We start from the raw sequence: 24,281 nt of genomic DNA, 5'->3' as shown, positions 1-24,281 counted from the left end.
TTAAGCGCGACTTGGCGCGCGCTCCGCTTCAGACTGACAAACGGCTGCGGTAAATAAAATATCCGTTGAGGAGTTCAACGCCGTTTCGGCAGAATCCTGCAGCACGCCGATGATGAATCCTACGGCAACAACCTGCATGGCCAAATCGTTGGGAATACCAAACATATTGCAGGCAACAGGAATCAGCAGCAGTGAACCACCCGCCACGCCCGACGCACCGCACGCACACAATGATGCCACCAGACTCAACAGAATCGCGGTGGGTACATCCACGCTAATACCTAATGTATGCACCGCCGCCAGCGTTAGCACGGTAATGGTGATTGATGCACCCGCCATGCTGATTGTGGCGCCCAGCGGAATGGATATTGAATAGGTGTCTTCATCCAAACCCAGGCGTTTGGCGATAGCCATGTTGACCGGAATGTTGGCCGCAGAGCTGCGGGTGAAAAAGGCGGTTACGCCACTTTCACGCAGGCAGGTAAACACCAGCGGATAAGGATTACGGCGGATTTTGCTGTAAACCAGCAGGGGATTGACGACTAATGCCATCAGCACCATACAGCCAATCAGCAGCGTCAGCAGATGCGCGTATTGCCACAGCGCACCGAAACCGGTGGATGCCAGAATCGACGCAACCAATCCAAAAATACCGATCGGCGCGCAGCGAATCACACAGCGCACCAGCCAGGTTGCTGCGTTCGATGCATCATTTAAAAACGCACGCGTGCTGGGCTGGCTGTGACGGAAAGCCAGTCCTAAACCGATCGCCCAGACTAAAATGCCAATATAGTTGGCGTTCATTAATGCCGTAATCGGGTTAGCTACCATGCTCATCAGCAGACCGCGCAGCACTTCAGTAATGCCTGATGGCGGCGTAATTTCGGTGGTGCCTACCGCCAGCGTCAGCGTTTGTGGCATCAAATGACTGAATATCACGGCGACAACAGCGGCAAAAAAGGTGCTGAGCAGATAAAGCATGACGATGGGCCTGATGTTGCTTTTTTGGCCCTGCTGATGGTTCGCAATTGATGAAATGACCAGCACCAATACGAGTAAAGGCGCTACGGCCTTCAATGCGTTAACGAACAGATCGCCCAGTAGACCAACGGCTAAAGCGGCATCATGTGAAAACCAGGCCAGAGCAATACCGGCAATCAGCCCGATCATGATTTGTTTTACCAGGCTTCCTGCGAACAGTGCGGCCAGACGTGCGGAGAGTGTTTTCTGCATAGTTTTTTCTGTATTTGTCGCGGGATGTAGCTTTAGTCGCGATCTATCCTGCGGCCAAAACGGTTTGCCTGGCGGAGTATAAGGAAAAGATCTGTTGAGAAAAGAGATAATTCCGCCAATGTGGGCCATGTCGAATTTTTATTATGCTGGATAAAGGAAGTGTGACAGAGATAAGGAATGACTGATTTTGCTGATGCAAAATAAAACAGGGGCAGAAGCTGCCCCTGTAGATAATTATTTCGAGATTTTCTTTTGGTCGTTTCTGTGGTTAACCCAGACGTTAACCAGCAGCGTTGAGGCGAGAATAGCGCCAATCACACCTAACGAGATGCCTACTGGGATATGGTAAAGATCAATAATCAACATCTTAATACCGATGAAGACCAGCACGATCGCCAGGCCATATTTCAGCATCGAGAAGCGTTCCGCCACGTTCGCTAACAGGAAGTACATGGCGCGCAGGCCCAAAATCGCAAACAGGTTAGACGTTAAAACAATAAACGGATCGGTAGTAACAGCAAAGATGGCCGGAATACTGTCGACCGCGAAGATGACGTCGCTCAGCTCAACCATAATCAACACCAGCAGCAATGGCGTTGCGAACAACACCCCATTTTTACGGGTGAAGAATTTTTCACCTTCCAGCGAATCCGTCATTCGCAGATGACTGCGTAACCAACGCACCACCGGCTTCTCTCCGACGCCACCTTCATCTTCTTTTGCAAACGCCATTTTCAAGCCTGTAAACAGCAAGAACGCACCGAAGACGTAAAGGATCCAGCTGAACTGCGTAACCAGCCAACTGCCAGCAAAAATCATGATAGTACGCAGAACGATGGCACCTAACACGCCGTAAATCAGCACTCGGCGTTGCAGGTTGGCGGGAATAGAGAAGTAGCTAAACAGCATCAGCCAGACGAACACGTTATCGACCGCCAGCGCTTTTTCAAGCACATAACCGGTCAGGAAGGCGAGAGTTTGTGTATTCGCGACTTCGCGACCTGCGCTTCCTTCGAGATACCACCAAAAGGCGGCGCTAAACAGCAGCGAGACGGAAATCCAGATCAACGACCAAATGGCAGCTTGTTTAAATGACATGGTTTGTGCGCCACGACGTCCCTGCAATAAGAGATCGATCGCCAGCATGATGAGCACAACCACTGCAAAACTGCCCCAAAGCAATGGCGTTCCTACAGTTTGCATAATCGTATCCTGTTTAGAAATAAAAAAGGCTGAAGTCAGAAGACATCAGCCGCTTATTTTGATGTAAGCAAACCTCGCCTTCCGGCAAGGTCTCACTTACAACACAGAATGTTATTCCAGGTTGCCTGATGACCGGATGCTTGCGCACCGTAATGACGATCAATCAGCTTACAAGTTACTCCCCTTTGCAAACCGTAAAGTACGGGCTTCACGGACAGGAAGCAATCGCGGCCAGTCATATTTAGAAATATTTACACTCAACCCTGATCGGCTGGAAATATCACCCCGGTTTGCTGACGAATTTGAGTCAATAGCGCGGCAGTGATGCGTGAAATTTCCAGCGCAGGATGATCAACCTGACGTTGTTCAACCAGACGCACAAAGGCTTCAGCCTCATAAAGCATCGTATTAATGTGCTGCGGCTGAGTCAGATCTTGTTTATCGCCGCCGCGCGGAATAAAGCTAATTTGCTGACATTCGGAGATTTTTTGTATAACTAACGCGCCCGCTTCACCTTGAATTTCGCTGGGAAGGGCGGAATCGCTGACTTTGGAGTGCAAAATGGTTACGTCAAAATCACCATAATCTAAAACCACGACGCCATGTGCGTCGACGCCGGTATCCAGTAAGGTGGCCTGTGCCTGAACTTTTTTCGGTTCACCCCACAACGTGATGGCGCTGGCTAAGCAGTAATAGCCAATATCCATAATTGAACCGTTGGACCAACGCGGATCAAAGGTATTAGGATTTTCGCCGTTGAGATAGCGTGGGTAGCGCGAGGAATACTGACAATAATTGAGCAGCGCTTTACGCAATTTCCCCAACTGCGGCAGCGCCTGTTGCAGCTGCAAAAAGTTAGGTAAGCTGGCGGTTTTGAAGGCTTCAAACAGGATTACCTGATTCTCACGCGCGCAGGCGATCATCGCTTCAACTTCTTTGAGATTAGAAGCCAACGGTTTTTCGCAAATCACATGTTTGCCGTGCGAGAGAAACAGCAATGCCTGTTCGCAATGCAGCGCATTAGGGCTGGCGATATAAACGGCGTCAATATCCGCGCAGGCTGCCAGCGCCTCCAGTGAGGTAAACGTCTGGTTGCAGGGATAATCTTCAATAAATGCGTCTGCCTGCTGCTGGCTGCGCGAATAGACCGCGCTGAGTTTCATGCTTCCGCTCTCATGAGCGGCATCAATGAACTGGCGAGTAATCCAGTTGGTTCCCACAATGGCAAAACGAATCACGATGGTTCTCCTGCAGAGGTAAAGCGGCAGAGTAGCATGTCCCACGTGTCACGCAACGCAGTCGACCAATGTGAATTTGATCCTGCGATCCGCATTCCAATATTATGATCAAGCAACGGTTTATGGCAGAAAGAAGAGGCGCAGGTGAAAGGAAGTAAACACGCACTAAACTGGACCACCTTGTTAATTGCCATTCCGGTCGGCTTCGCTGCATCACTGGTTACGCTGGCTTTTCGCGGCATTATTGAGCTGATTAATCATCTGCTTTTTGGTAGCAGTAGTGAAATTACCGAGGCGATGCATGTCTGGCCGTGGATCCTCTGGCCGCTGCTGGTGGGTGCAGGTGGATTGCTGGCAGGGTTTTTCTTGCGTTATGCCGTGAACATTGAGCAGCAGCAAACGCTTAAAACTGATTATCTCGAAGTGATTAACGCACGGCTTGATGCGGTGCCGACGAAAACGTCGCTGTTTCGGGCGTTATCCTCGATTGCCAGTATCGGTAGCGGCGCTTCTATCGGTAAAGAAGGGCCGATGGTGCAGCTTTCAGCGCTGTGCGGCAGCATGATAGGGAAATTTTTGCCCGCCTCGCTGAACCTCAAAAACAGTGATGTAGTGGCAATGGCCGCTGCGGCTGGCCTCTCTTCGGTTTATCACGCCCCGCTGGCATCGGCGATTTTTGTGGCTGAGATCGCCTTTGGTATTTCAGCGCTTCAGCGCCTTATCCCACTCATTATCTCTTCTGCCGTCGCGGTCATGACAATGTGGACGCTGGGTTTTCGCAGCGCGCTTTACCCGCTGGCTGATGTTAACTTCCACATGGACGCCAGCAGTTTATTCATGACGGTGATTATCGGTCTCTGCGCCGGGCTGGCAGGTTGGCTGTTGATCACGTTGATTGCGCGCAGCAAAAAGTTGTTTAGCCGTGTTAGCTCGCTGCCGCTGCGGCTAGGCGCAGGGGGTTTTGCGGTGGGTTTACTGGCGATCGTCTCAACCGATATTTTGGGTAACGGATATGAAGTCATCGTTAAAGTCATGGCGGGAGATTATCTGTTGCCGGGATTGCTATTGCTGCTGGTATTGAAAACGCTGGCGACCAGTTTGTCGGTGGGATCAAATGCGGTAGGGGGGCTATTTACGCCATCGCTGTTGATTGGCGCGTTGTTAGGTGTGGTGTTGGCGACGTGCGGACTGGCGTTGCATTTGCCCCTTGGTAATAGCTTGTTGTATGCCGCAATTGGTATGGCGGCGGTGCTGGCTGCGGTTAGCCAGGCGCCGCTCATGGCGATATTAATGGTGCTGGAGATGACGCTCAACAGCAGTTTGCTGTTCCCGCTGATGATTGCGGCAGTATTGGCATCGATGGTGGTTTATCGCCTGCAATCCGCCAGTACCTATCCGGTCGTGAGCAATCATTTCAACCGTTCAGAAGCCAAATATGACTTTGATAATATGCGAGTGGCTGAGCTGATCATACCTGGCGCGGCCCTGAAACCCCAAGAGTCGGTTGGGCAAGCGCTGGCCGTGAGCTCACTAAAGCGTGAGCGTTATGTCTATGTGATTAATGACGAGGGCGCGTTTCTTGGCGTGGTATCGATTCACGAAATATCGCGCAAAGTGCTGGCACAGGAAATTACGCTGGATTCGCCGGTACAGCAGGTGATGGATGACAACTTCCCCTGCGTTTATCAGAATCAAAGTATGCGAGAAGGCTGGGAAGCCTTCGCGCTGGTGACGCTGGAGCGCTTGCCGGTGCTCAATAATCCACACGAACGCCGCTTCCTGGGGGCGCTAACCAAAACCAGTCTGATTCAGAAAGCGCAGGAGTTTCTTTAAGCGGCGTTACCGCGCATGGCTTGATCGGTCATCCACAGGCGAGCGTCAAATTCGAGCTGGTGGTAATCTGGCTCCATGTGACAACAGAGCTGATAAAAAGCTTTGTCGTGCTCTTTCTCTTTAAGATGCGCCAGCTCGTGAACCACAATCATGCGCAGAAAGGGTTCGGGCGCCATACGAAAGAAGGTGGAAATACGGATTTCCGCCTTGGCTTTAAGGTTGCCGCCCTGCACGCGAGAAATGGCGGTATGTAAACCCAATGCATGCTTCATCACTTTAATTTTGTTATCCCAAATGACTTTACTGATGGGTGGTGCATTTCGCATAAAGCGGTTTTTAAGCGATTGCGTAAAGTCATACAGGGCTTTATCGCTGATAACATTGTGCGTATCGGGATACCGTTCTTGCAGAAATGTCCCTAAACGCTGATGTTCAATCAACGTATGAACCTGCTCAAGAATGGGCTCAGGATAACCCTGAAGGTAGATCAGTGAGGACATTAGGGATTCCCGGTGAAAGACAGTATACTGCGCCCCCTTTTTGGGGCGAAAATCAACCAAAGTGTACCATGCCGGAGAATTCATGAGCCAACTTGAACTGAACGATCGCACACTGATCCTGCATCGTTTCCCGCAGATGCGTGACGAAAGTCCGTTACAAGCCTGGGATGCGGCTGATGAATACCTTTTGCAGCAGGCGCTGCCAGAAGGTCCGATACTGGTATTTAACGACAGCTTCGGTGCGCTGACGTGTGCGCTGAATCCCCGTCCGGTTTGGCATATCAGCGATTCATGGCTAAGCCAGCAGGCGACGCGTCAAAACCTGATTTTTAATGAACTTGATGATGGTGAAGTCCATTTCCTTGATAGCCTTGCGCCATTGCCTGCCGCGCCCGCGGCGGTACTGATTAAGGTACCTAAAACGCTGGCCTTGCTGGAGCAGCAGCTGCGTGCAATACGTCAGGTAATCACCGCGGAAACGGTAATTCTGGCTGCCGCGCGTGCCAAGGAAATTCACAATTCGACGCTGCAATTGTTTGAGCAGATCATTGGTGAAACCAAAACTTCGCTGGCGTGGAAAAAAGCGCGAGTGATTTACAGCACCTTTACTCAGCCCGCTTTGCGTGAGCAACCGCTCACGACCGTTTGGCCGCTGGATGATACGCCTTACCAGATCCACAACCATGCCAACGTCTTTTCCCGATCCTCTTTGGATATTGGTGCGCGACTGTTTGTGCAGCATCTGCCTGAGAACATTGAAGGTGAAATTGTTGATTTAGGTTGCGGCAACGGTGTGATTGGGTTGATGGCGTTGGAACGCAACCCGCAGGCTGAAGTGCATTTCCTGGATGAGTCCTACATGGCGGTTGAATCCAGCCGCCTGAACGTAGAGATCAATCGTCCAGACGATCTGGCGCGTTGCCAGTTCCGCGTGAATAACGTGTTGAGCGGATATCCTTCTGACCGTTTACATGCGGTGTTGTGCAATCCGCCGTTTCACCAGCAGCACGCCGTTACCGATCATCTGGCATGGCAAATGTTCCGTGATGCCAAACGTTGCCTGCAATATGGCGGCGAACTGCGCATTGTCGGTAACCGCCACCTCGATTATCACCATAAGTTGAAAAAACTGTTTGGCAACTGCACCCTGGTGGCATCGAATCAAAAGTTCGTTATCTTGCGTGCAGTAAAAATGCGTTAAATTTTAGATAGTTAATGCCAGTTGCGTTGCCTGTGCAATGGCGCGTCGCGCATCTAACTCCATTGCTACATCAGCACCGCCAATCAGTCTTACCGTTTTCCCATTTTCACGCAGCGCAGCTTCCAGCTCGCGCTGCGGCTCTTGCCCAGCGCAAATAATCACATTATCAACGGGTAACAGCACCACTTCTCCCTCTCGCCGAATATGCAGACCCTCATCATCAATCAATAGATATTCAACGCCGCCCCACATCTGTACGCCGCGAGATTGCAGGCTGGCACGATGGATCCAACCCGTGGTTTTCGCCAGTGTTGCGCCGGGTTTACCCGCTTTACGCTGTAACAGCCAGATTTGTCGCGTTGACGGATGCGGATGCGGAGCGGTCAGTCCGCCGCGTTGCGTCAGGCAGCGGTCAATTCCCCACTCGGCAAAAAAGGTATTCAAGGACTCTTCACCGTTGGGTTTCGATAAATATTCTGCGGTATCAAAACCAATCCCGCCTGCGCCAATAATCGCAACACGGTTTCCGACCCGTTTTTTATCCTGAATTACATCAAGATAAGTGAGCACTTTAGGATGATTAATGCCTGGAATTAGCGGCGTACGCGGCTTGATACCACTCGCTAAAATCACTTCATCAGCATCCTTTAACAGCGCGATATCCGCTCGACAGGCAGTTTTTATTGTCACACCCGCCGCAGCTAATTGGTGGCGGAAATAGCGCAGCGTTTCATTGAATTCTTCTTTACCAGGGATTTGGCGAGCGATATTGAACTGCCCACCGATTTCAGATGCGGCTTCATAAAGGGTGATTTGATGACCACGCTGTGCCGCCTGTAAAGCAAACGCCATGCCTGCGGGACCCGCGCCCACAACGGCCAGGTTTTTCGGCGCTTCGCTGGCAAGCACGGGCATCAGTGTTTCATGACAGGCACGTGGATTCACCAGGCAAGAGGTCACTTTCCCGACAAAGATTTGATCGAGACAGGCTTGATTACAGGCAATGCAGCTATTAATACTGTCTGGTTCGCTGCGCTGTGCTTTGCTGACAAAGGCGGCATCAGCGAGAAAAGGGCGCGCCATCGAGACCATATCCGCGCAGCCATCCTGCAAAAGTTGTTCAGCGACGTCAGGATGATTAATACGGTTGGTGGTGATCACCGGTACAGAAACATGGGCGCGCAGGCGCTTGGTCACCCAGGCAAAAGCGGCCCGCGGTACACAAGTAGCAATGGTGGGAATGCGTGCTTCATGCCAGCCGATACCGGTATTGAAGAGTGTCACGCCGCACTGCTCAAGTTCATGGGCCAGTAATAACGTCTCTTCCAGAGAGCTGCCTTGATGAATAAGATCGAGCATCGACAGACGAAAAATAATGATAAATCTGTCGCCGGTTGCCTGGCGGACTGCACGTGTGATAGCGAGTGCGAACTGCATGCGCTGATTGAAATCGCCGCCCCAGCGATCGTCCCGTTGATTGGTGTGTTTAACCAAAAACTGATTTATTAGATAGCCTTCCGAACCCATGATTTCAACACCATCATAGCCCGCTTGTTGGGCGAGGCGCGCGCACTGGGCAAAATCTGCAATGGTTTGCATAATTTCTGAATCGCTCATCGCTTTGGGGATAAAGGCATTGATAGGAGCCTGAAGAGCAGAGGGAGCCACCAAATCTTTTTGATAGCTGTAGCGGCCCGTATGCAAGATCTGTAGGGCAATCTTCCCGTCATGTTGGTGAACAGCTTCGGTTATTTGCTGATGCCAGGCGCATTGATCTTCACGAGTCAGCAGGGCGCCATGTGCCATGCCAACCCCCTGTGCATTGGGTGAAATGCCGCCGGTGACAATCAGCGCAACACCTTCGCGTGCACGCTCGGCATAAAATGCAGCTAGCCGAGCCGCACCTTCAGCATGTTCTTCCAACCCGGTATGCATTGAACCCATCAGGAAACGGTTTTTTAGCCGGGTAAAGCCTAAATCCAGTGGGGAAAATAATGCGGGATAAGATGCATTGCGCTCAGTCATCATCACTCTCAAATAAGTGGTCGGATGAGTTTACTTTAGCGAGTTCTGCATTAAACAACAGGAGGACGATATGAGGTTGTGAGAGATATCAAAAAAGAGCAGGGTTCTGAGTCGCAGGCGACAGAAGTGGATTTCTGTCGTACAGGCACGGGAAGATACTCAGAACCCTGTAAAAGCATGAAGACCGGCTAATAAGATTAGCTCTGTTTGTAATGAATTCCTGTTTTCAATATAACCTGGCATTTAACACTGAAATAAATCAGTATGATTTATCATAATCTGTGAACTGATAATATTCAGCAAGACCTGTCTCAATTAATGACCTAACAGGTTCCATTCCTGCGAGCCAGCTCGATAATTTCCACCAAGTTTTTAGTTTCAAGTTTTTGGAATATTTTTGTTTTATAGGTACTGACGGTTTTGTTGTGTAAACCCAGTTCACTCGCAATCATTTTATTACTTTTCCCCATGGCCAGTTGGCGAAGAATCAACATTTCCCGTGTGGTTAATTTTGACAGTAAATGTTGTTCACCTAAATAATCTTTTTTACGTTTAACCAGTTCGACCGGTAAGTAGTCTACGCAGTTATAGACACAACTAATGGCTGTAATCAGTGTTTGGATGTGCTCATGTTTTGAGACAAAGCCATTAGTACCGTTGAGAACAGATTGCATAATCAAGTTTTCGTTACTGCTTTGACTTAACAAGATTACTTTAATGTATCGCTTTGATTTTACGATGTCGCGTAAAAAGGCAATGCCATTATTATGTTTAAATTCAGGATCAAGAATCACAATATCAACGTGATGATGGGTTACTTCGTTTATCCCATCGTTAACAGTATTCACAACATCGACATACTTAAAGCCAGACATTAATAATAGGGCCTGGATACCCGATGAAACTAAGCGATGCTCATCGACGATGAGTATTTTTGCATTAAACATAACTTCCCCTTTCCGCTGGCACGATCAGGGGTGCCAGGGATTATATATTTTTAAAATATTATCTCCTTGAGATTAATTTTATGAATCGAGAAACGTCCCGATAAAAAATTATTATTTTACAACTAACTCAGTTGCATCACCCTTGAGAATTAATCAGTTGTTGATCGATATTTTTAATTTCATTCGTAATGTTTTCAATTAATGGCGCTAACGCAACCTCGTTTGTACGATTGTTTTCCAGCTCACGCCCCAATTGTTCAAGCACGGTAGCATTAAGTATTTGTGCGCCGCCTTTTAGCTTATGGCCTAACTCTGAGAGCGTATCGCGATCGGTGGATTGTTGTATCGCCTTCAGCAACGTTGCATGGCTGGTTTGAATACTTTGCAGCATCATTAGGTATCCGGCAGGATCTTTTTCAGCAAGTTGTGTCAGCAGAGGAGAGAAAAGTGTTGTGTAGTTTGCCTCTCCTGGTGCTTTCACCGGTGGTGAAATTAACTGTTTTGACGCGGGTTCACCTGAACGTTTATGGGTGCACCGAGTAAGATAATTTTGCAGCGCTCCCAAATCCAACGGCTTGAATAAGCAATCATCCATACCGGCGTCAAGGCAGCGCTGGATGGTTTGACGTTCAGCCGATGCAGTTAACCCATAAAGCGTAGCGGGCATTAAGCCGCGTTCAGCTTCTTCTTTACGTAAGGCGCGGGCAAATTCGAATCCATTCATGCCGGGCATATTGCAATCGGTAATGATCAAGTCAAAGCGCTGCGGATCTTCATTCCACACAGCTAACGCCTGCGAGGCACTTTCAGTCACCATGACTTGATGACCGGCGAATTCCAGTTGCTTACCCAGCAACAGACGATTTGGTGCATGATCGTCAATGATCAAAATCGATAACTGTTCTGGATGAGGCGACGCGTCGACAGGTTGGAAAACAAATTCTGAGGGCTGGCTATGCGAAGCGCGAAAGGCGAAAGAAAAAACGGATCCTTCCCCTGGTTCGCTCTCCACGCGAAGCTCTCCGTTCAGCAGGTCGGCCAGATGGCGACAAATACTCAAGCCTAATCCGGTTCCCAGTTGCTGCTGCTGACGCGATCCAACCTGAACAAAGGGCTCAAAAATCGCCTGTCGCTGCTCTTCGGTTAACCCACAGCCACTGTCACTGACTTCAACGACAAATTCACCGTAGCCGGCTTCTTCGTCAATACCCTGTATTAGCACGATGCTGACCGCGCCTTGATCGGTGAACTTAATCGCATTACTTAATAAATTGGACAGAATTTGATTGAGAATAAGCGGATCGGTTTTGATCCAGCCTGTATTGACATCGATCTCGCACAGAAGCTGTAATTTTTTGTTGCTCGCCTTGGCGTAAAAAAGCGCTGCGATTTTATTGACCACATCGGGCAAATAAACGGTTTCTAATGTCGGCTGATGAAGCCCTGATTCGATTTTAGAAAGATCCAAAATGTTGCCTAACAAGGCCAGCAGCGCGCGTGCGGATCCATAAGCAACTTTTACATTTTCTGATAGGTTTTCAGGATGCTGGCGGTTCTCCATTTCCAGCAGACCGATAATGGCATGGAGTGGGGTGCGAATTTCATGACTCATACTGGCCAGAAAATCACTTTTAGACTGGTTAGCTTTTTCAGCTTCTTCTTTTGCCAGTTGCAGTTCACGAAGTAAAACATTGCGCTCACTAACGTCAACCCAACCTCCAATAACACCCACAACCTCTTCAAGCCGATCGCGGAACGGCAATGTCCAGTGATAGAGCGAGTAAGTGTGTTCCTCAACGTTCACTTCAATATCGCTTATAACCACTTCGCCACTGAGTAAAGTTTGCTGGTAGCTTTGTTCAATGCTGTCGATCATCGCATTATTGCTATCGATAATGTCTGAAAGCTTTTTACCTAGCACATCTTTCTCATCGACATTAAAAAAGCGGAGATAAGCTTTATTGCAGTCAACCAGCCGCATTTGCTTGTCACGAATGCACATGGCAACAGGCGAATCATTAAATAGTGTGTGAGTAAAATTAAGCTGATTTTTCAGGGCATTTTCAGCTTGGGTTCGCTTTTGAATGACCTGACGTAAATGGTAATTCCACAGAATGACCAGCAGCATTAACCCGGCAGAAATAGTGATTACCAGTAAAATGGTTTGCTTATAATTTTGCCATGAGGTGATTAATAAGGGCGTTTCGGCCTGACGCCATCCTGCCAGCAGCTTGAATAACGTTTGGGGTGGTGTGGCCAGTAAAGCTTTATCGAGAATTGACACTAATTCAGGATGCTTTTTATCAACGCTCATGACGAAACGTGCAGCCTCAACATCTAATGCTTTCTCGATAATTAGCACGTTGGAAAAACGGTTGTGCAGATGATAATCCGCAAAGATTTTTGGCAAGATTACGGCATCTATTTTCTGCGCTTTTAAATCATTAAGTGCCTCAAGCGGTTTTTCAATCGGTAAAATCTGTAGTCTAGGATATTGCTCATTTAACCACGCTTGTGTGGTCTCGTTTTTAAGGACGGCAACGCGATTACGGCCTGATAATGCACTCTTTTGCTTTTCTTTTATTGCCTTTCGCGTGACAACAACCCAATGTGAAACCAACCAAGGACGCGTCAATACTGTTGGATCTTTATCCGTTTTCTCCATGATTTTTAACGGATTAATGCGTGGCAGTTGAGCCTGGCGTGAATCATGAACAGTGGGCCCTGAAGTGATAAAGGTTAAATTTCCTTGGTGTGCGAGCATGTTTAATAAGTCTTGTGCCATACCTTGCGACTGCTGATCTTTTTCCTGTTTTATCAGTGGCATTAACTCTGTTGTCATGGTTGCCAAAATAGAGGGGTGCATTTGCAGCCATGTCTCCTCTTCCGGTGTTAATCCCAGCGGATTGCTCTGCATGACATGGCGTGAATTGAGCTGCCAGCGGTTAGCAATTTGCATACGATTTGCTAAGGGAATCATCGACATTGCTTGATTCACTGCTTCTGCCAACTCGGGGAAATGTGGGCTGATACCAAAACTGACATTCAACGGGACCGAGTTTTCATGGCGTGAAAGCGTTAAGGCATCGGAAAAAAAATAGTGATTGAGATGAGTTAAAGTGGCTGCGTTGCCCAATACCTTGTCAGCCTGGTTGTAAATTACGGCTGCTACGGCATCATACTGGCTGGGATAATGTTGAGATTTTAGGGCAGTGAATTTCTGCAGCAACGAAGTATTTAATGTTTCGCTACCTGTCCAGGCCAGCGTCTCTACGTCTTTCGAGGAAGAGTCCATGTTTGCCGTGATTTGGCCAATAACACTGTAATCCAGCAGCCATGGCGGCCCGGCGATGAGCTGTAATGCTTCTGGCGTTTGCTGAGGTTGATACAGGGCCATCAGCTGCATTTCACCGCTCTTAACTGCGCGTAACGCTTCCTCCTGGGTTTCAAAATGATAAAGCTCAAGATCAATTTCCAGCATGGTTTGCAACAGTGAAAGATATTCTGCTGCAATGCCCTCAAAGCGTCGGCTATCTGCATCCATATAAAGAGGCGGTTGTGGCTTCCCGGCGATAGCGACTTTGACCGTTTTATCCTTAATTTCCCTCTGCACAGAAATAGGCATGTGCAGTATCGGTTGAGCATTGTCGTATCCGGGCTGTAATTGCAGCGGACGTAACGCAGCATGCGTGTCCAGCACCGTAAGCATTACGCTAACAAAAACGAACAGCAGCGAGAAAATAACTTGCTTATACACAGCGGTTTCTCTTTATATGAAAGAATAAATTAAGCTATTAAAAGATTTGAATAACTAATGGGGCGTGATTATAAGGAGTTCTAAGGAAATTATGAGCGCTTTCTCATTTGTTAGGCTTTTTTGCGACCATTCTCAAATTACTGTTATAGGATGGGCGTTTCTTGCGTTAAAAATTATAATTGATAGGCTGTGGCAATAAAATTGCTGCTTAAATTGCATGTTTAAGAAATGTCTTGTGTGGTCTTGTCTGTTTTCTGCGTCAGAATTTCTTTCATCAGCTATGCGGCGAATTTAGCATCTGTTTGTTGGGTTTTATAAATAAATCAATCAGTAAAGATTTTCCTAACGGGCGGTTATTATTTGTAAATAAGATGTAGCAGGCTGTTGGGTTATTGCATTGGCGTGTTTGTACATAATGACGCCAATAAGAAATGAAAGCTGAGTTGCTTTTATTTTTTTATTTTTATTTAAGATGTCTGTTTCCTTATTCCAAAGGCCGAAATCCTCCCGGAGAATTTTAGTCTAAGAAGTTTCTACGCTTCAATTGGTGTGGTTATCAAATAGGGGTGAGTGGTTTCACTGTAACAATAGGAATTTAATGATGAACGCCCACAACAAGCCAGTACGTGTTGCTGTACTAGATGACCATCCTATGGTCCGCACTGTATTTGAGATGTGTCTGAAACAAGAAGCAGACATAGAATTAATCGGAACGTGGGGATCCAGCGGCGAAATTTTCAATCAACTTAAGCAATCCACTGTTGATGTACTGGTACTTGATTTCTTACTTGGTGAGAACGAGTTAGACGGTTTAGCGTTAGTGAAACAATTAAGAAATCATTATCCCGATCAAAACATTTTAATTTCATCTTCAATGGAGAGCCCTGCCATTGTCAAAATGGTGCTTAGTGCTGGGGTAAAAGGCTTTATAGGCAAGAGTCACAAAATGCAGGAAATTATTCATGCAATTCGGCAGGTCGCTCAGGGGCGCTTGTATCTTTCCCAGGAAGTCGCTTACGAAGTTGAACATCTCTATGTAGTGAATGAAAAAGCGCTGCAAGAAAATTTCGATCTGGGCACCAAAGGCAATATGTATGAGAAGGTCAAACTTCTGAGCCCGCGTGAAGTTGAAGTTGTCCGCTGTTTTTTAGACGGGTTAAGTGTTTCACAAATCGCGGTAAAATTTAAACGGAGTCGCAAAACTGTCAGTGGCCAAAAGCAGTCGGCACTCAAAAAATTGGGATTACGTTCAGACTCAGAATTATTCAAATATAGCCATGACCTCATGTCCGGCAATTAACCCTAACGGCAGCGAGAGGCAACAGGCGAATCGCTGCCCATAAAACAGTAGCCTCGTTAAAATTTGGGTAACAGATTTGCCAATTTATTTATAGTGCCTTGGCTCTGTACGCCCTTTTTATTTCCGTCGAATCCACGAGAAGCGTGATTGATAATCACTATTAAAATGCGTGTTATAGCGATAACTTGAACCTGCTTCTGCAATACAGTAAGTGCAAATGTTAACATTCTCGATTTGGCTGTCCGGGATGCCCGCCTGAATCAACATCTGCTTCGCTAACTCAGGAAGATCAAACCAAATTCCGTTTTGTTGGGGAATGGCTTGTTTGCGTTGAGCATGAGAATTTTTCGGCTGTGATTGATGCCACTTTATGTGCTGCGGCACGCCCTCTGTTCGTTCGATTTCTGCCAGCATGCTTTCACCCAATTCATAGCAACAGGGCGCGATAGCGGGTCCGATAGCAACGTAAAGACTTTGTGGCGTTGCACCCAATTCACAGAGCTTTTCTACTGTGCGATAAAGCACGCCCTTGAGCGTACCTTTCAAACCTGCATGTACCGCAGCAACGTTTTGCTGTTTAGCATCTGCAATTAACACCGGTAAGCAGTCTGCGGTATACACCGCTACTGGCCTTTCATCAGTGGCAATTACACCATCGGATTCACAACGCTTGGGGGGGAAGTTCTGACTCGCTAAAACCACGTTCGCACTGTGACGCTGATGCCCGTAAGCCGCATCGGCGGGTGGTGGCATTCCTGCAGGTTGAAAAGCGTAATCGACCCAACCGAGTGAATTAAGCAACGGTGAGCGTGGGTTCACGGACATAAGAATCTCCTGTCATAACGGCGCGTGTTCTGCTGCCCACAGCTTACGTTAACTGCTACATTTTTGAAGCTTTACGCAAACTGACCTTTCACACCTTAAGGATGAAACGATGAAAACTTCAGCGATTTTCGCTGTTACCAGCATAACGGCGCTGCTGCTAACTGGCTGCGCGCAACCCGCTCAACGCCAGGCACAACAGCAGCTTAACCAACAAACAGTATCAGCAGTTAACTGGTTCCAGCAATCGGGTGAATATGAAGCGTTGACCTGGCAAGCGTTTAACAGCGCACGACTGGCATTTGATCATGCGCCTTCTCTGACGGGTAAACCTAAAGCAGTGATTGTCGATTTAGATGAAACCATGTTGGATAACAGCGCTTATAGCGCCTGGCAGGCGAAAGGGGATCAACCTTTTACAGCAAAAACCTGGTCAGCATGGACGCAGGCAAAGCAGGCTAAAGCAGTTCCTGGCGCGGTTGAGTTTGCGCGTTACGTTAACAGCCACGGCGGCACAATGTTTTATGTCTCTAACCGCGATCAACAGGATTACGCTGCAACCGTGGCCAACATGCAGCAATTGGGCTTTACGGGCGTGAGCGAGAAAACCGTGCGTTTGAATACCGAAACATCTAATAAGCAGGCGCGCTTTGATGCCATTAAAAATGAAGGCTACAACGTGGCACTTTATATTGGCGATAACCTGAATGATTTTGGCGGCGCAACCTGGCATCAAGGTAATCAACAACGCCGTGAATTTGTGAACCTTAATCATCAACATTTTGGTACGCAGTTTATTGTATTGCCCAATCCGCTTTACGGTGACTGGGAAAGCGGAATGGCTGAAAACTACAATAAGTTAACGCCTGAGCAGCAGCTTTCGACACGCGCATCACGACTAGAAAGTTGGAACGGTAAATAATTCGTCAAGAAAAAGAGCCTGAGCTCTTCAGGCTCTTCTTAAAAATGGATCTGATTTACTTTTCTGCGTCACTATATCCCTGCGAATTAAAATACCTATCTCTCACTTTAAATTAAACGCACTTCAAGCATAAAATTTTGGTAAACCGGTTTTTACCCAGTGCATCTCGCTAATGATAAGTTTTTATAATTAAGAGCATTCCTAACACTAGCGCATCATTATTGCCCGTAATGAATAGCGCTATAGTTAGTACGTGTATTTTTACGTCAACAGTAAAAATACCTTTGCGCTCTTTATCCCTTTCAATATATTGAATTTAAAGTTTTTTTTATTTATTTCTTTTTGCTTGCTTCCTGTTTAGCGTTTAATGATTTTTACCTGCCACTGACATTAATTGAATTATTATTTACATTTAGAATTGTATTTTAATTACTTGAATCATTAATGGTGCAATCTGAATCATTAGCGTCTATAACCTTTTTCTGTGATGCAGTGCTTATTTCTATACGGCTCAACATTATTAGGTGAGCTGATTTACTCCGTGTTTTACCTGGAACCGATATTCCCGGCCGTGAAGAGAAGATGAATGTGACGACACTTAAACCCTTATTAGCGAAAAATCGCAGTTGGGCATTACAGCGCCGCCAGCGCAATCCAAATTACTTCGAAAAATATCTTCATCAGCAAAAACCGCATTCATTATGGATAGGATGTTCGGACAGTCGCGTACCGGCGGAAGTATTAACCGGGTCGCATCCAGGTGAGCTTTTTGTTCATCGCAATATTGCCAATATGGTGGTTGCCAACGATGACAACCTGCTGAGCGTCTTGCAATACGCCATTTTCTATCTTGGCGTAAAGCGCATCGTATTGAGCGGACATTATGGTTGTGGCGGGGTTCAGGCTGCGTTGAATTTGCCCGAAAGCCCATTGGCAGACGAGAACTCTGCATTAGCCAGACGTATTGCAACGTTACGTAATGATTTAAAACATGGGCTAACCGCGCTTAGCGCTTCAAATGAAAATGAAATGGTTAAGCTCAATCGTTTAGTTGAAGCCAATGTTATCGCCCAATTCTCCCATCTGGTGGCAGTAGAACCGGTACGTAAAGCCTGGCAGTCGGGCCAGGAACTGGCTGTGTTTGGTTGCGTTTACGATCTGCAATCAGGCCATTTGAAAGAGTTGATTCAGCAATCAACAGAGGAGCCTTTACCATGAACCTTGATACCTTGCGCCGGGATATGCCCGCCGGTTTAGTGGTTTTTCTGGTCGCATTGCCGCTCTGTCTTGGCATTGCGCAGGCCAGTGGATTACCCCCTTTTGCTGGCTTACTGACCGGCGTTATTGGCGGTTTGCTGGTAACGTCACTGAGTCCATCGCGCTTTGCCGTAAGTGGACCTGCGGCGGGACTTGTCACTATCGTGGTGGCGTCGATGGCCTCGCTGGGCAGTTTCTCTGCCTTTCTCACCGCATTGATCATCGCAGGCGCGATGCAGTGCCTGCTAGGATTACTGCGAGCCGGGCGCTTTATTTCTTTGGTGCCAGGCAGCGTGATTAAAGGCATGCTCGCCGCCATCGGTATTTTGCTTATCATGCAGCAAATTCCGGTAGCACTTGGCGCCTCAAGCGATGCTGAGCTCATTTCCGTGGTCAATGGCGAGATGACATTCTCGCTACCCGCGATGGCAGTAGCCGCCATTGGCTTGGTTATTCTCTGGTTCTGGACGACATCGGTGGTGAAAAGCGTTAAAGCGCTGGCATGGATTCCCGGACCGCTGATCGCAGTGTTGTTTGGTTGTCTGGCAACTGTGTTCGGTGGACGTTTTTTTCCAGACCTTGCTGGCGCTTTACCGCGTATTTCATTACCTGCTTTCGACAGTGTATCTGCGTTAATGAGTCAACTCGAAACGCCGGACTGGATGGCCTGGCAAAATCCGCAGGTATGGATTGTGGCGGTGACTTTAGCGCTGGTCGCGAGTCTTGAAACGTTACTCAGTCAGGAAGCGTTGAAAAAGTTGCGTTCGCAAAGCCCTGCGCCTTCGCCGAATAAAGAGATGTTTGCTCAAGGTATTGGTAATCTGACAGCCGGCTTTTTAGGTGCAATGCCAATCACCGCCGTGATCGTGCGTAGCTCGGTCAATGTGAGTGCTGGTGCACAAACCAAGCTGTCGATCTTTATTCATGGCGCTTTGCTGCTGATTTGCGGCTTGTGGTTCAGTGAGATGCTGAATGCGATTCCATTGGCGAGCCTGGCTGCGGTACTGCTCTATACCGGCTATAAGCTGGCTACACCCCGTCTCTTTATTGAACAATTCCGCATGGGGCCGCAACAATATGTGCCATTCCTGGCAACCATTGTCGGCATCATTACGCTGGGAATGCTGGTAGGAATTGGCATCGGTATCGCCACGCAAATTTTGTGCAGCATCTATAAAAGTCATCATAATGCACTGCAACTTACACGTTATGACGATCACTACGTTTTACGCTTTCAGCAAAACCTGACTTTTATGCACAACCCTAAGCTGCAAGGGTTGCTGGATGAGGTACCAGAGAACAGTGTGCTTATTGTCGACAACGATAATGCTGAATACATCGATCCGGATGTCAAAGCAGTGCTGAAGGATTTTGGTGATAATGCGGATAAACGAGGCATTCGACTTAGTCAGTGGCCGGTAGCAGTAAAATAGTCATAAACTGCCGCTGAAAAAGGCATTACATAAGAAAAAATCGGATATCTCGGATAGCCGATTTTTTTATTTAAGGCGCATAATTGGCGCCGTTTCTTGCTGCCGTTAGGCTTAACCTGCATCGAATTCTGCTTTTTTTCGAAGTAAGGTCATGAAGTTGCGCTTTTCAAAGGATAACTTCGGTGGCGAATAGCGTTTAATTATTCTGACGCCAATCACCTCTATATTGGCGTGTACAGCAAGTGTTCCTGGTACAAGGTCCAGACGTATGCGCGTTAAGCTGTTTGAAGAGCACAATTTTAAAAAAAATATCCTTTCACTATTTCTCATCACACTGCTGTTTTGTTTTGTCGGCAGTCATTTGCGGATCCCAGAAGAACTGTCGCTTTTTTGGCCCGTAAACGCCCTGATTGCCGGGTTAATGGTACGCAATCCTTTTTTGCATCAGGCGCGTTATTACCTCGCCTGTTTCTCCGCCATGGTTTTTAACGACACCGTTTTTTCTGGCTGGGCACTTCCTGCTTTTACGCTCAACGTTGCCAATATTCTGTTTGTTCTGGTTGCGGTTTCGATGCTGATAAAACATTTTCAGGAACAATCCGGCAGCGAGCGCATTACCCACGCGCTGCGTATTTTCCCCGCCTGTTTGCTGGCTGCTTTTGCCTGCGCAACCTGGGGCGCACTGGCGCAAGAAGGGAAATTTAATATGCAACTGGCTACCGCGTGGGGGGATTGGTTTAGTGAGCAATTTTCTACTGGCGCGATGTTGCTGCCTTGTTTGTTGATTCGTCACTGGCAATCTACGTCGTTTCGCCATCTTTTACAGATCAACAAAATTTCGCCCGTAATTGCTGTGGTTTTATCATTAGGCCTGGGCGCAATGATGGGTGGGGCAGGTAGCCTGACGTTTCCGGTTCCCGCATTGATATGGTGCGCAATTGCCTTGCCCGTTCCGATGACGAGTCTGGTGATTTTAATCACGGGCATCGCTGAAATCATATTGGTTTCACATGGCGTAATGAACATTGAGGGCAACGAAAATTTGTTGCCACTAAGTCATCTCACCTCGGCACGTTTAGGGGTCGCCACCGTCGCGCTCAGCCCATTAATCGTTGCGGTGAGCATGGATGCTATCCGCCAACTCAACCAGCGTTTAGCGTTACGGGCCGATTATGATTTTCTGACTCAACTTCTCTCCCGCTCGGGTCTGTATGAAAGTTTGAAACAAGAGAAATTTAGCGCGGATCGCAATATGGGCGTGATCTTGTTAGATGTCGATTATTTCAAAGCAATTAACGACAATTTTGGCCACGATGCAGGCGATAAAGTATTAGAAGAGATCGCTCGGCGTATGCAGCGCGTAGTCGGTAATGAAGGTCACATTTGTCGCTTTGGTGGCGAAGAGTTTGTCGTTGTGCTCTTTGATCAAAACCAACATCAGCTCTACAAATTAGCCGAGGCGATTCGCCAAACGATGGTGAAAGAGAAGTTCTGGTTACATGGGAATACTGTCACCGTCACCGTTAGCCTTGGACTGGCATTAGACAGACCTGCCGAAGAGCGTGAATGGCAAAGCCTCGCCAATCGTTTAATCTCATCGGCAGATAAAAATCTTTATATATCAAAACGTAATGGCCGTAATCAGACGTCGCCGGTGAACGCTAAACACGAATTCACCAGCAACGTTGCCTGAAGGGGCTTTTAGCTTACGCTGTTTTTCAACTGGCTGGCTTGTTGATGGCGCTCTAGCGCCAACTCAATCAGCCGGGTGATCAAATCTTGATAGCTAACGCCCGCAGCTTGCCACAATTTTGGATACATGCTGATGTTAGTAAAGCCTGGCAATGTATTGACTTCATTAACGATTATTTCGCTATTCTCTGTTAAGAAAACATCTACGCGCGCCATGCCACAGCATTCCAATGCGCTAAAAGCGCTGATCGCGACGTCACGAATGGCATCGCTGATTTCGGGCGAGATTACCGCTGGCACAACAGTTTGTGCACCGCTCTCGCTGATATATTTGGTGTCGTAAGAATAAAACGCATCATGAACCACAACTTCGCCGCAAGGGCTGGCTTGAGGATGGTCGTTGCCCAATACGGCACATTCAATTTCGCGACCTTGAATACCTTGTTCAATAAGAACCTTTCTGTCAAAAGAGAAGGCAAGCTCCAAAGCCTCGTCGAATTCTTCGGCGCGGTTTACTTTGCTGACACCGACAGACGATCCCTGATTTGCCGGTTTAATAAAGAGCGGCAACCCAAGTTGGGCAATCACGGCTTTTACATCCAACTGCGCGCGTTGCGCCTGTGTGACGCTAATCCAGGGTGCTACCTGCAACCCAGCGTCCCGCAACAGGCGCTTGGTGAAATCTTTATCCATGCTGACCGCGGAACCTAACACATCAGAACCAACAAAAGGCAACGACGCCATACGCAGTAAGCCCTGCAAAGAACCATCTTCTCCTAACGTGCCGTGTACGATAGGGAAAATGACATCAATCTGAGACAGCGGATGTGAGTTGTGGCTGATGATCAGCTGCTGCTGAGTTTGACCTGGAATCAGCGCGACGTTATCTGTTGAACGATTCAGTGCAATGCTTGCTGGGTTCTCAGCATTTAACAGAAAGTTCGACGCATCGTTAAGATGCCAGCGTCCCTGTTTATCAATGCCCAGCATCACTACGTCGAAACGCGTTTTATCAATAGCGTCGAGGATATTTTTTGCCGACTGTAACGATACTTCATGCTCAGCTGACTTCCCGCCAAACACAATGCCTACCCGCAATTTAGTCATCAATCTGTGTCCACTAAATAAAGCAAACGAACAAGATAGCATGCGGATTCGTGATGGAAACAGTCCAATGAAAGGATTCTACTGAGGCGCTTCATCGCCGGTTTATTCATGATTATCTGCAAACGGTTACACCTTCACGCCGAATTTCCAGCCCGGTTTTGAATAGCGCATAAGGTGTCATAGCTCTGATCTACGTAACGCTAATTAAGCTGTTCGTAGAGTTTTTGCGCTGATAAATCGCTCAGCATCTATTTGGTTTGCACGCTGCTCGTTACGCAGTTGCTGAATGGAATTCGAAACTCATGATTTGAAGTTAGTCCTGAAAGGTAGGAATGGCTTAAAGGACACGTTAACGATTTAGCCTGGACGGCTGATAGGTTTAGGGCGCAGTTCATTAATGGTGTAGGGCACTTGCAGAAACGGTTATCAAAGCAATTGTTATTTCTTACGTCACCCAGTATTTATTACATTATCCACTACAACATTTGAATCATATCCAAAGAAAAAGGAGTCAGATGATTTCTCATCTAACTCCTTGTTTTATTTGGTGGCCCCTGCTGGGTTTGAACCAGCGACCAAGCGATTATGAGTCGCCTGCTCTAACCACTGAGCTAAGGGGCCAGCGGAGCGGGGATTATAAAGTATCTGCTCGGGGCGATCCAGCATTGAACGGTTGGTTGCTGAAATAATCAGCATTTGATGACTGGTTGATTTTTATAGGAAATAATCTGAATAATTACAGAAAAGTCTCGAATCTGGATAAAGGGTTCACTCTTTTACTTCGATATGGATCTGCTCTTGCGGCTTTGCTGTACATAACATTCATAATATTTTGACGCGCGGACTGCATCTGGCCTGTCACACGCGTTTTATTTAATAACCGGCTTTCGCCATAAAATTTGTTTTCAACTTAGCGTTGACGATAACGCGATGCTGACTGATCACGCGAGAGGAAAGGCAGCATCGCACCGCGAGCACGGTCATATTCATGCCACAAAGCCAACTCTTCCAAGGCAGGAATAGTCACCGCTTCACCGCTGTCGAGGCCCGCGAGCGCTGCATCAACCATCTCATCTACATCCATCAGCATCTCTGCTGGGATCTCGCTAATAGACTTACCTGAACGATCAAAAATTTCGGTACGCGTTGCGCCAGGTAAAACGGCTTGCACCTGAACGCCACTTTCAGCCAGTTCATGCTGCATCGCTCGCGTTAATGTCAGGACATAAGATTTCGAAGCGTTATACGCGCCATTGAAATTTTCATGTACCAGCGACAACACGGAGGCAATGTTAATGATTGTCCCATTCCCACGCGCTTTAAACGATTGTGCCGCAGCATGAGCAAGTCGTGTCAGAGCAACAATATTCAACGTGAGCATGGTATCAATACGCTCGATATCGGCATTGATGAACTCGCCATCAACGCTCATGCCAGCATTATTCAAAAGCAAGGTAATGTGCGAATGGGTTGTAAGTTCATGTTCTACCCGAGCCAGATCCTCAGAGAGCGTTAAATCGGCTGTTAAGATTTTGACCTGAACGCCGTGCTGCTGAGTCAATGAAGAAGCCAGCGTATCCATGCGTGCCTTATCACGTGCGACCAAAATGAGATCATATCCGCGTGCTGCCAGACGTTTCGCGTAAGTCGCGCCGATACCGCTTGATGCGCCCGTGATCAAAGCAAAACCTAAAGGAGATGCGTTCGACATAATCTATTCCTCGTATGATGGTTGTCATAATTTCATTTAATATGACGATCATCATATATGGCGTCAAGCTGGAATATGATGATCATAATAATTACTATGA

17 protein-coding genes and 1 tRNA gene are annotated in these 24,281 nt (G+C 47.5%); 7 read left to right on the top strand and 11 right to left on the bottom strand.

Annotated elements, in window-relative coordinates:
* The 3 genes from sstT to SC127_RS06480 form a co-directional block, all read right to left on the bottom strand.
* The gene (gene sstT / locus SC127_RS06490; protein WP_332625828.1) at positions 1 to 1,233 is read right to left on the bottom strand and encodes a serine/threonine transporter SstT; all 1,233 of its coding nucleotides are present in this window, start codon (positions 1,231 to 1,233) and stop codon (positions 1 to 3) included.
* Between the two features lie 234 nt (positions 1,234 to 1,467).
* Positions 1,468 to 2,436 (bottom strand): TerC family protein, encoded by a 969-nt coding sequence (locus SC127_RS06485; protein ID WP_215845528.1) that lies wholly within the window; start codon positions 2,434 to 2,436, stop codon positions 1,468 to 1,470.
* Between the two features lie 257 nt (positions 2,437 to 2,693).
* Positions 2,694 to 3,674: a Gfo/Idh/MocA family protein gene (locus SC127_RS06480; protein WP_332625827.1), complete on the bottom strand. Its 981-nt coding sequence runs from the start codon at positions 3,672 to 3,674 to the stop codon at positions 2,694 to 2,696.
* A gap of 144 nt (positions 3,675 to 3,818) precedes the next feature.
* Between SC127_RS06480 and SC127_RS06475 the strand changes: the two genes are divergently transcribed.
* Positions 3,819 to 5,507, top strand: a complete 1,689-nt coding sequence (locus tag SC127_RS06475) for a chloride channel protein (protein ID WP_332625826.1) — start codon at positions 3,819 to 3,821, stop codon at positions 5,505 to 5,507.
* Here SC127_RS06475 and SC127_RS06470 read toward each other — a convergent pair.
* On the bottom strand, positions 5,504 to 6,007 hold the full coding sequence (locus SC127_RS06470) for a M48 metallopeptidase family protein (protein ID WP_215845529.1): 504 nt from the start codon (positions 6,005 to 6,007) through the stop codon (positions 5,504 to 5,506). The genes SC127_RS06475 and SC127_RS06470 overlap by 4 nt on opposite strands.
* An 82-nt stretch (positions 6,008 to 6,089) precedes the next feature.
* Here SC127_RS06470 and rlmG point away from each other — a divergent pair, with 82 nt between their 5' ends.
* A complete protein-coding gene (gene rlmG, locus SC127_RS06465; RefSeq protein WP_332625825.1) occupies positions 6,090 to 7,208 on the top strand; it encodes a 23S rRNA (guanine(1835)-N(2))-methyltransferase RlmG in 1,119 nt (372 codons plus the stop codon).
* Positions 7,209 to 7,211: 3 nt separating this feature from the next.
* On the opposite strand, the gene SC127_RS06460 is transcribed toward rlmG, so the two are convergent.
* From SC127_RS06460 to SC127_RS06450, 3 genes are all read right to left on the bottom strand, one after another.
* Entirely contained in the window at positions 7,212 to 9,233 is a 2,022-nt protein-coding gene (locus SC127_RS06460) for an oxidoreductase (protein ID WP_442955739.1), read from the bottom strand.
* Positions 9,234 to 9,556: 323 nt separating this feature from the next.
* A complete protein-coding gene (locus SC127_RS06455; RefSeq protein ID WP_243078872.1) occupies positions 9,557 to 10,180 on the bottom strand; it encodes a response regulator transcription factor in 624 nt (207 codons plus the stop codon).
* 136 nt (positions 10,181 to 10,316) lie between these two features.
* On the bottom strand, positions 10,317 to 13,937 hold the full coding sequence (locus tag SC127_RS06450; RefSeq protein WP_332625822.1) for an ATP-binding protein: 3,621 nt from the start codon (positions 13,935 to 13,937) through the stop codon (positions 10,317 to 10,319).
* A 598-nt stretch (positions 13,938 to 14,535) separates the two neighbouring features.
* Between SC127_RS06450 and SC127_RS06445 the strand changes: the two genes are divergently transcribed.
* A complete protein-coding gene (locus tag SC127_RS06445) occupies positions 14,536 to 15,237 on the top strand; it encodes a response regulator transcription factor (protein ID WP_215845537.1) in 702 nt (233 codons plus the stop codon).
* A 117-nt stretch (positions 15,238 to 15,354) separates the two neighbouring features.
* On the opposite strand, the gene SC127_RS06440 is transcribed toward SC127_RS06445, so the two are convergent.
* The gene (locus tag SC127_RS06440; protein WP_332625821.1) at positions 15,355 to 16,062 is read right to left on the bottom strand and encodes a polyphenol oxidase family protein; all 708 of its coding nucleotides are present in this window, start codon (positions 16,060 to 16,062) and stop codon (positions 15,355 to 15,357) included.
* Positions 16,063 to 16,171: 109 nt separating this feature from the next.
* Here SC127_RS06440 and SC127_RS06435 point away from each other — a divergent pair, with 109 nt between their 5' ends.
* The 4 genes from SC127_RS06435 to SC127_RS06420 all read left to right on the top strand — a co-directional run bounded on the left by SC127_RS06435 (position 16,172) and on the right by SC127_RS06420 (position 21,364).
* A complete protein-coding gene (locus tag SC127_RS06435) occupies positions 16,172 to 16,981 on the top strand; it encodes a 5'-nucleotidase, lipoprotein e(P4) family (protein WP_243078875.1) in 810 nt (269 codons plus the stop codon).
* Positions 16,982 to 17,563: 582 nt separating this feature from the next.
* Entirely contained in the window at positions 17,564 to 18,199 is a 636-nt protein-coding gene (locus SC127_RS06430; RefSeq protein WP_332625820.1) for a carbonic anhydrase, read from the top strand.
* Positions 18,196 to 19,671 (top strand): SulP family inorganic anion transporter, encoded by a 1,476-nt coding sequence (locus tag SC127_RS06425; protein WP_332625819.1) that lies wholly within the window; start codon positions 18,196 to 18,198, stop codon positions 19,669 to 19,671. The genes SC127_RS06430 and SC127_RS06425 overlap by 4 nt, the downstream gene beginning before the upstream one ends.
* Before the next feature lie 268 nt (positions 19,672 to 19,939).
* Positions 19,940 to 21,364 carry a GGDEF domain-containing protein gene (locus tag SC127_RS06420; RefSeq protein ID WP_332625818.1) on the top strand — a complete coding sequence of 475 codons (1,425 nt, stop codon included), beginning with the start codon at positions 19,940 to 19,942 and terminating at the stop codon, positions 21,362 to 21,364.
* A gap of 8 nt (positions 21,365 to 21,372) precedes the next feature.
* On the opposite strand, the gene ddlA is transcribed toward SC127_RS06420, so the two are convergent.
* The 3 genes from ddlA to SC127_RS06405 all read right to left on the bottom strand — a co-directional run bounded on the left by ddlA (position 21,373) and on the right by SC127_RS06405 (position 24,181).
* Entirely contained in the window at positions 21,373 to 22,470 is a 1,098-nt protein-coding gene (ddlA, locus tag SC127_RS06415) for a D-alanine--D-alanine ligase (protein WP_332625817.1), read from the bottom strand.
* Between the two features lie 545 nt (positions 22,471 to 23,015).
* Positions 23,016 to 23,091, bottom strand: a tRNA-Ile gene (locus SC127_RS06410).
* Positions 23,092 to 23,380: 289 nt separating this feature from the next.
* Positions 23,381 to 24,181, bottom strand: a complete 801-nt coding sequence (locus tag SC127_RS06405) for an SDR family NAD(P)-dependent oxidoreductase (protein WP_332625816.1) — start codon at positions 24,179 to 24,181, stop codon at positions 23,381 to 23,383.
* Positions 24,182 to 24,281: the final 100 nt, after the last annotated feature.

It is taken from the genome of Pantoea sp. T14, assembly GCF_036663535.1.
GTDB classification, from domain to species: Bacteria; Pseudomonadota; Gammaproteobacteria; order Enterobacterales; family Enterobacteriaceae; genus Pantoea; species Pantoea phytostimulans.
This window is presented reverse-complemented; position numbering and strand designations above follow the sequence as displayed.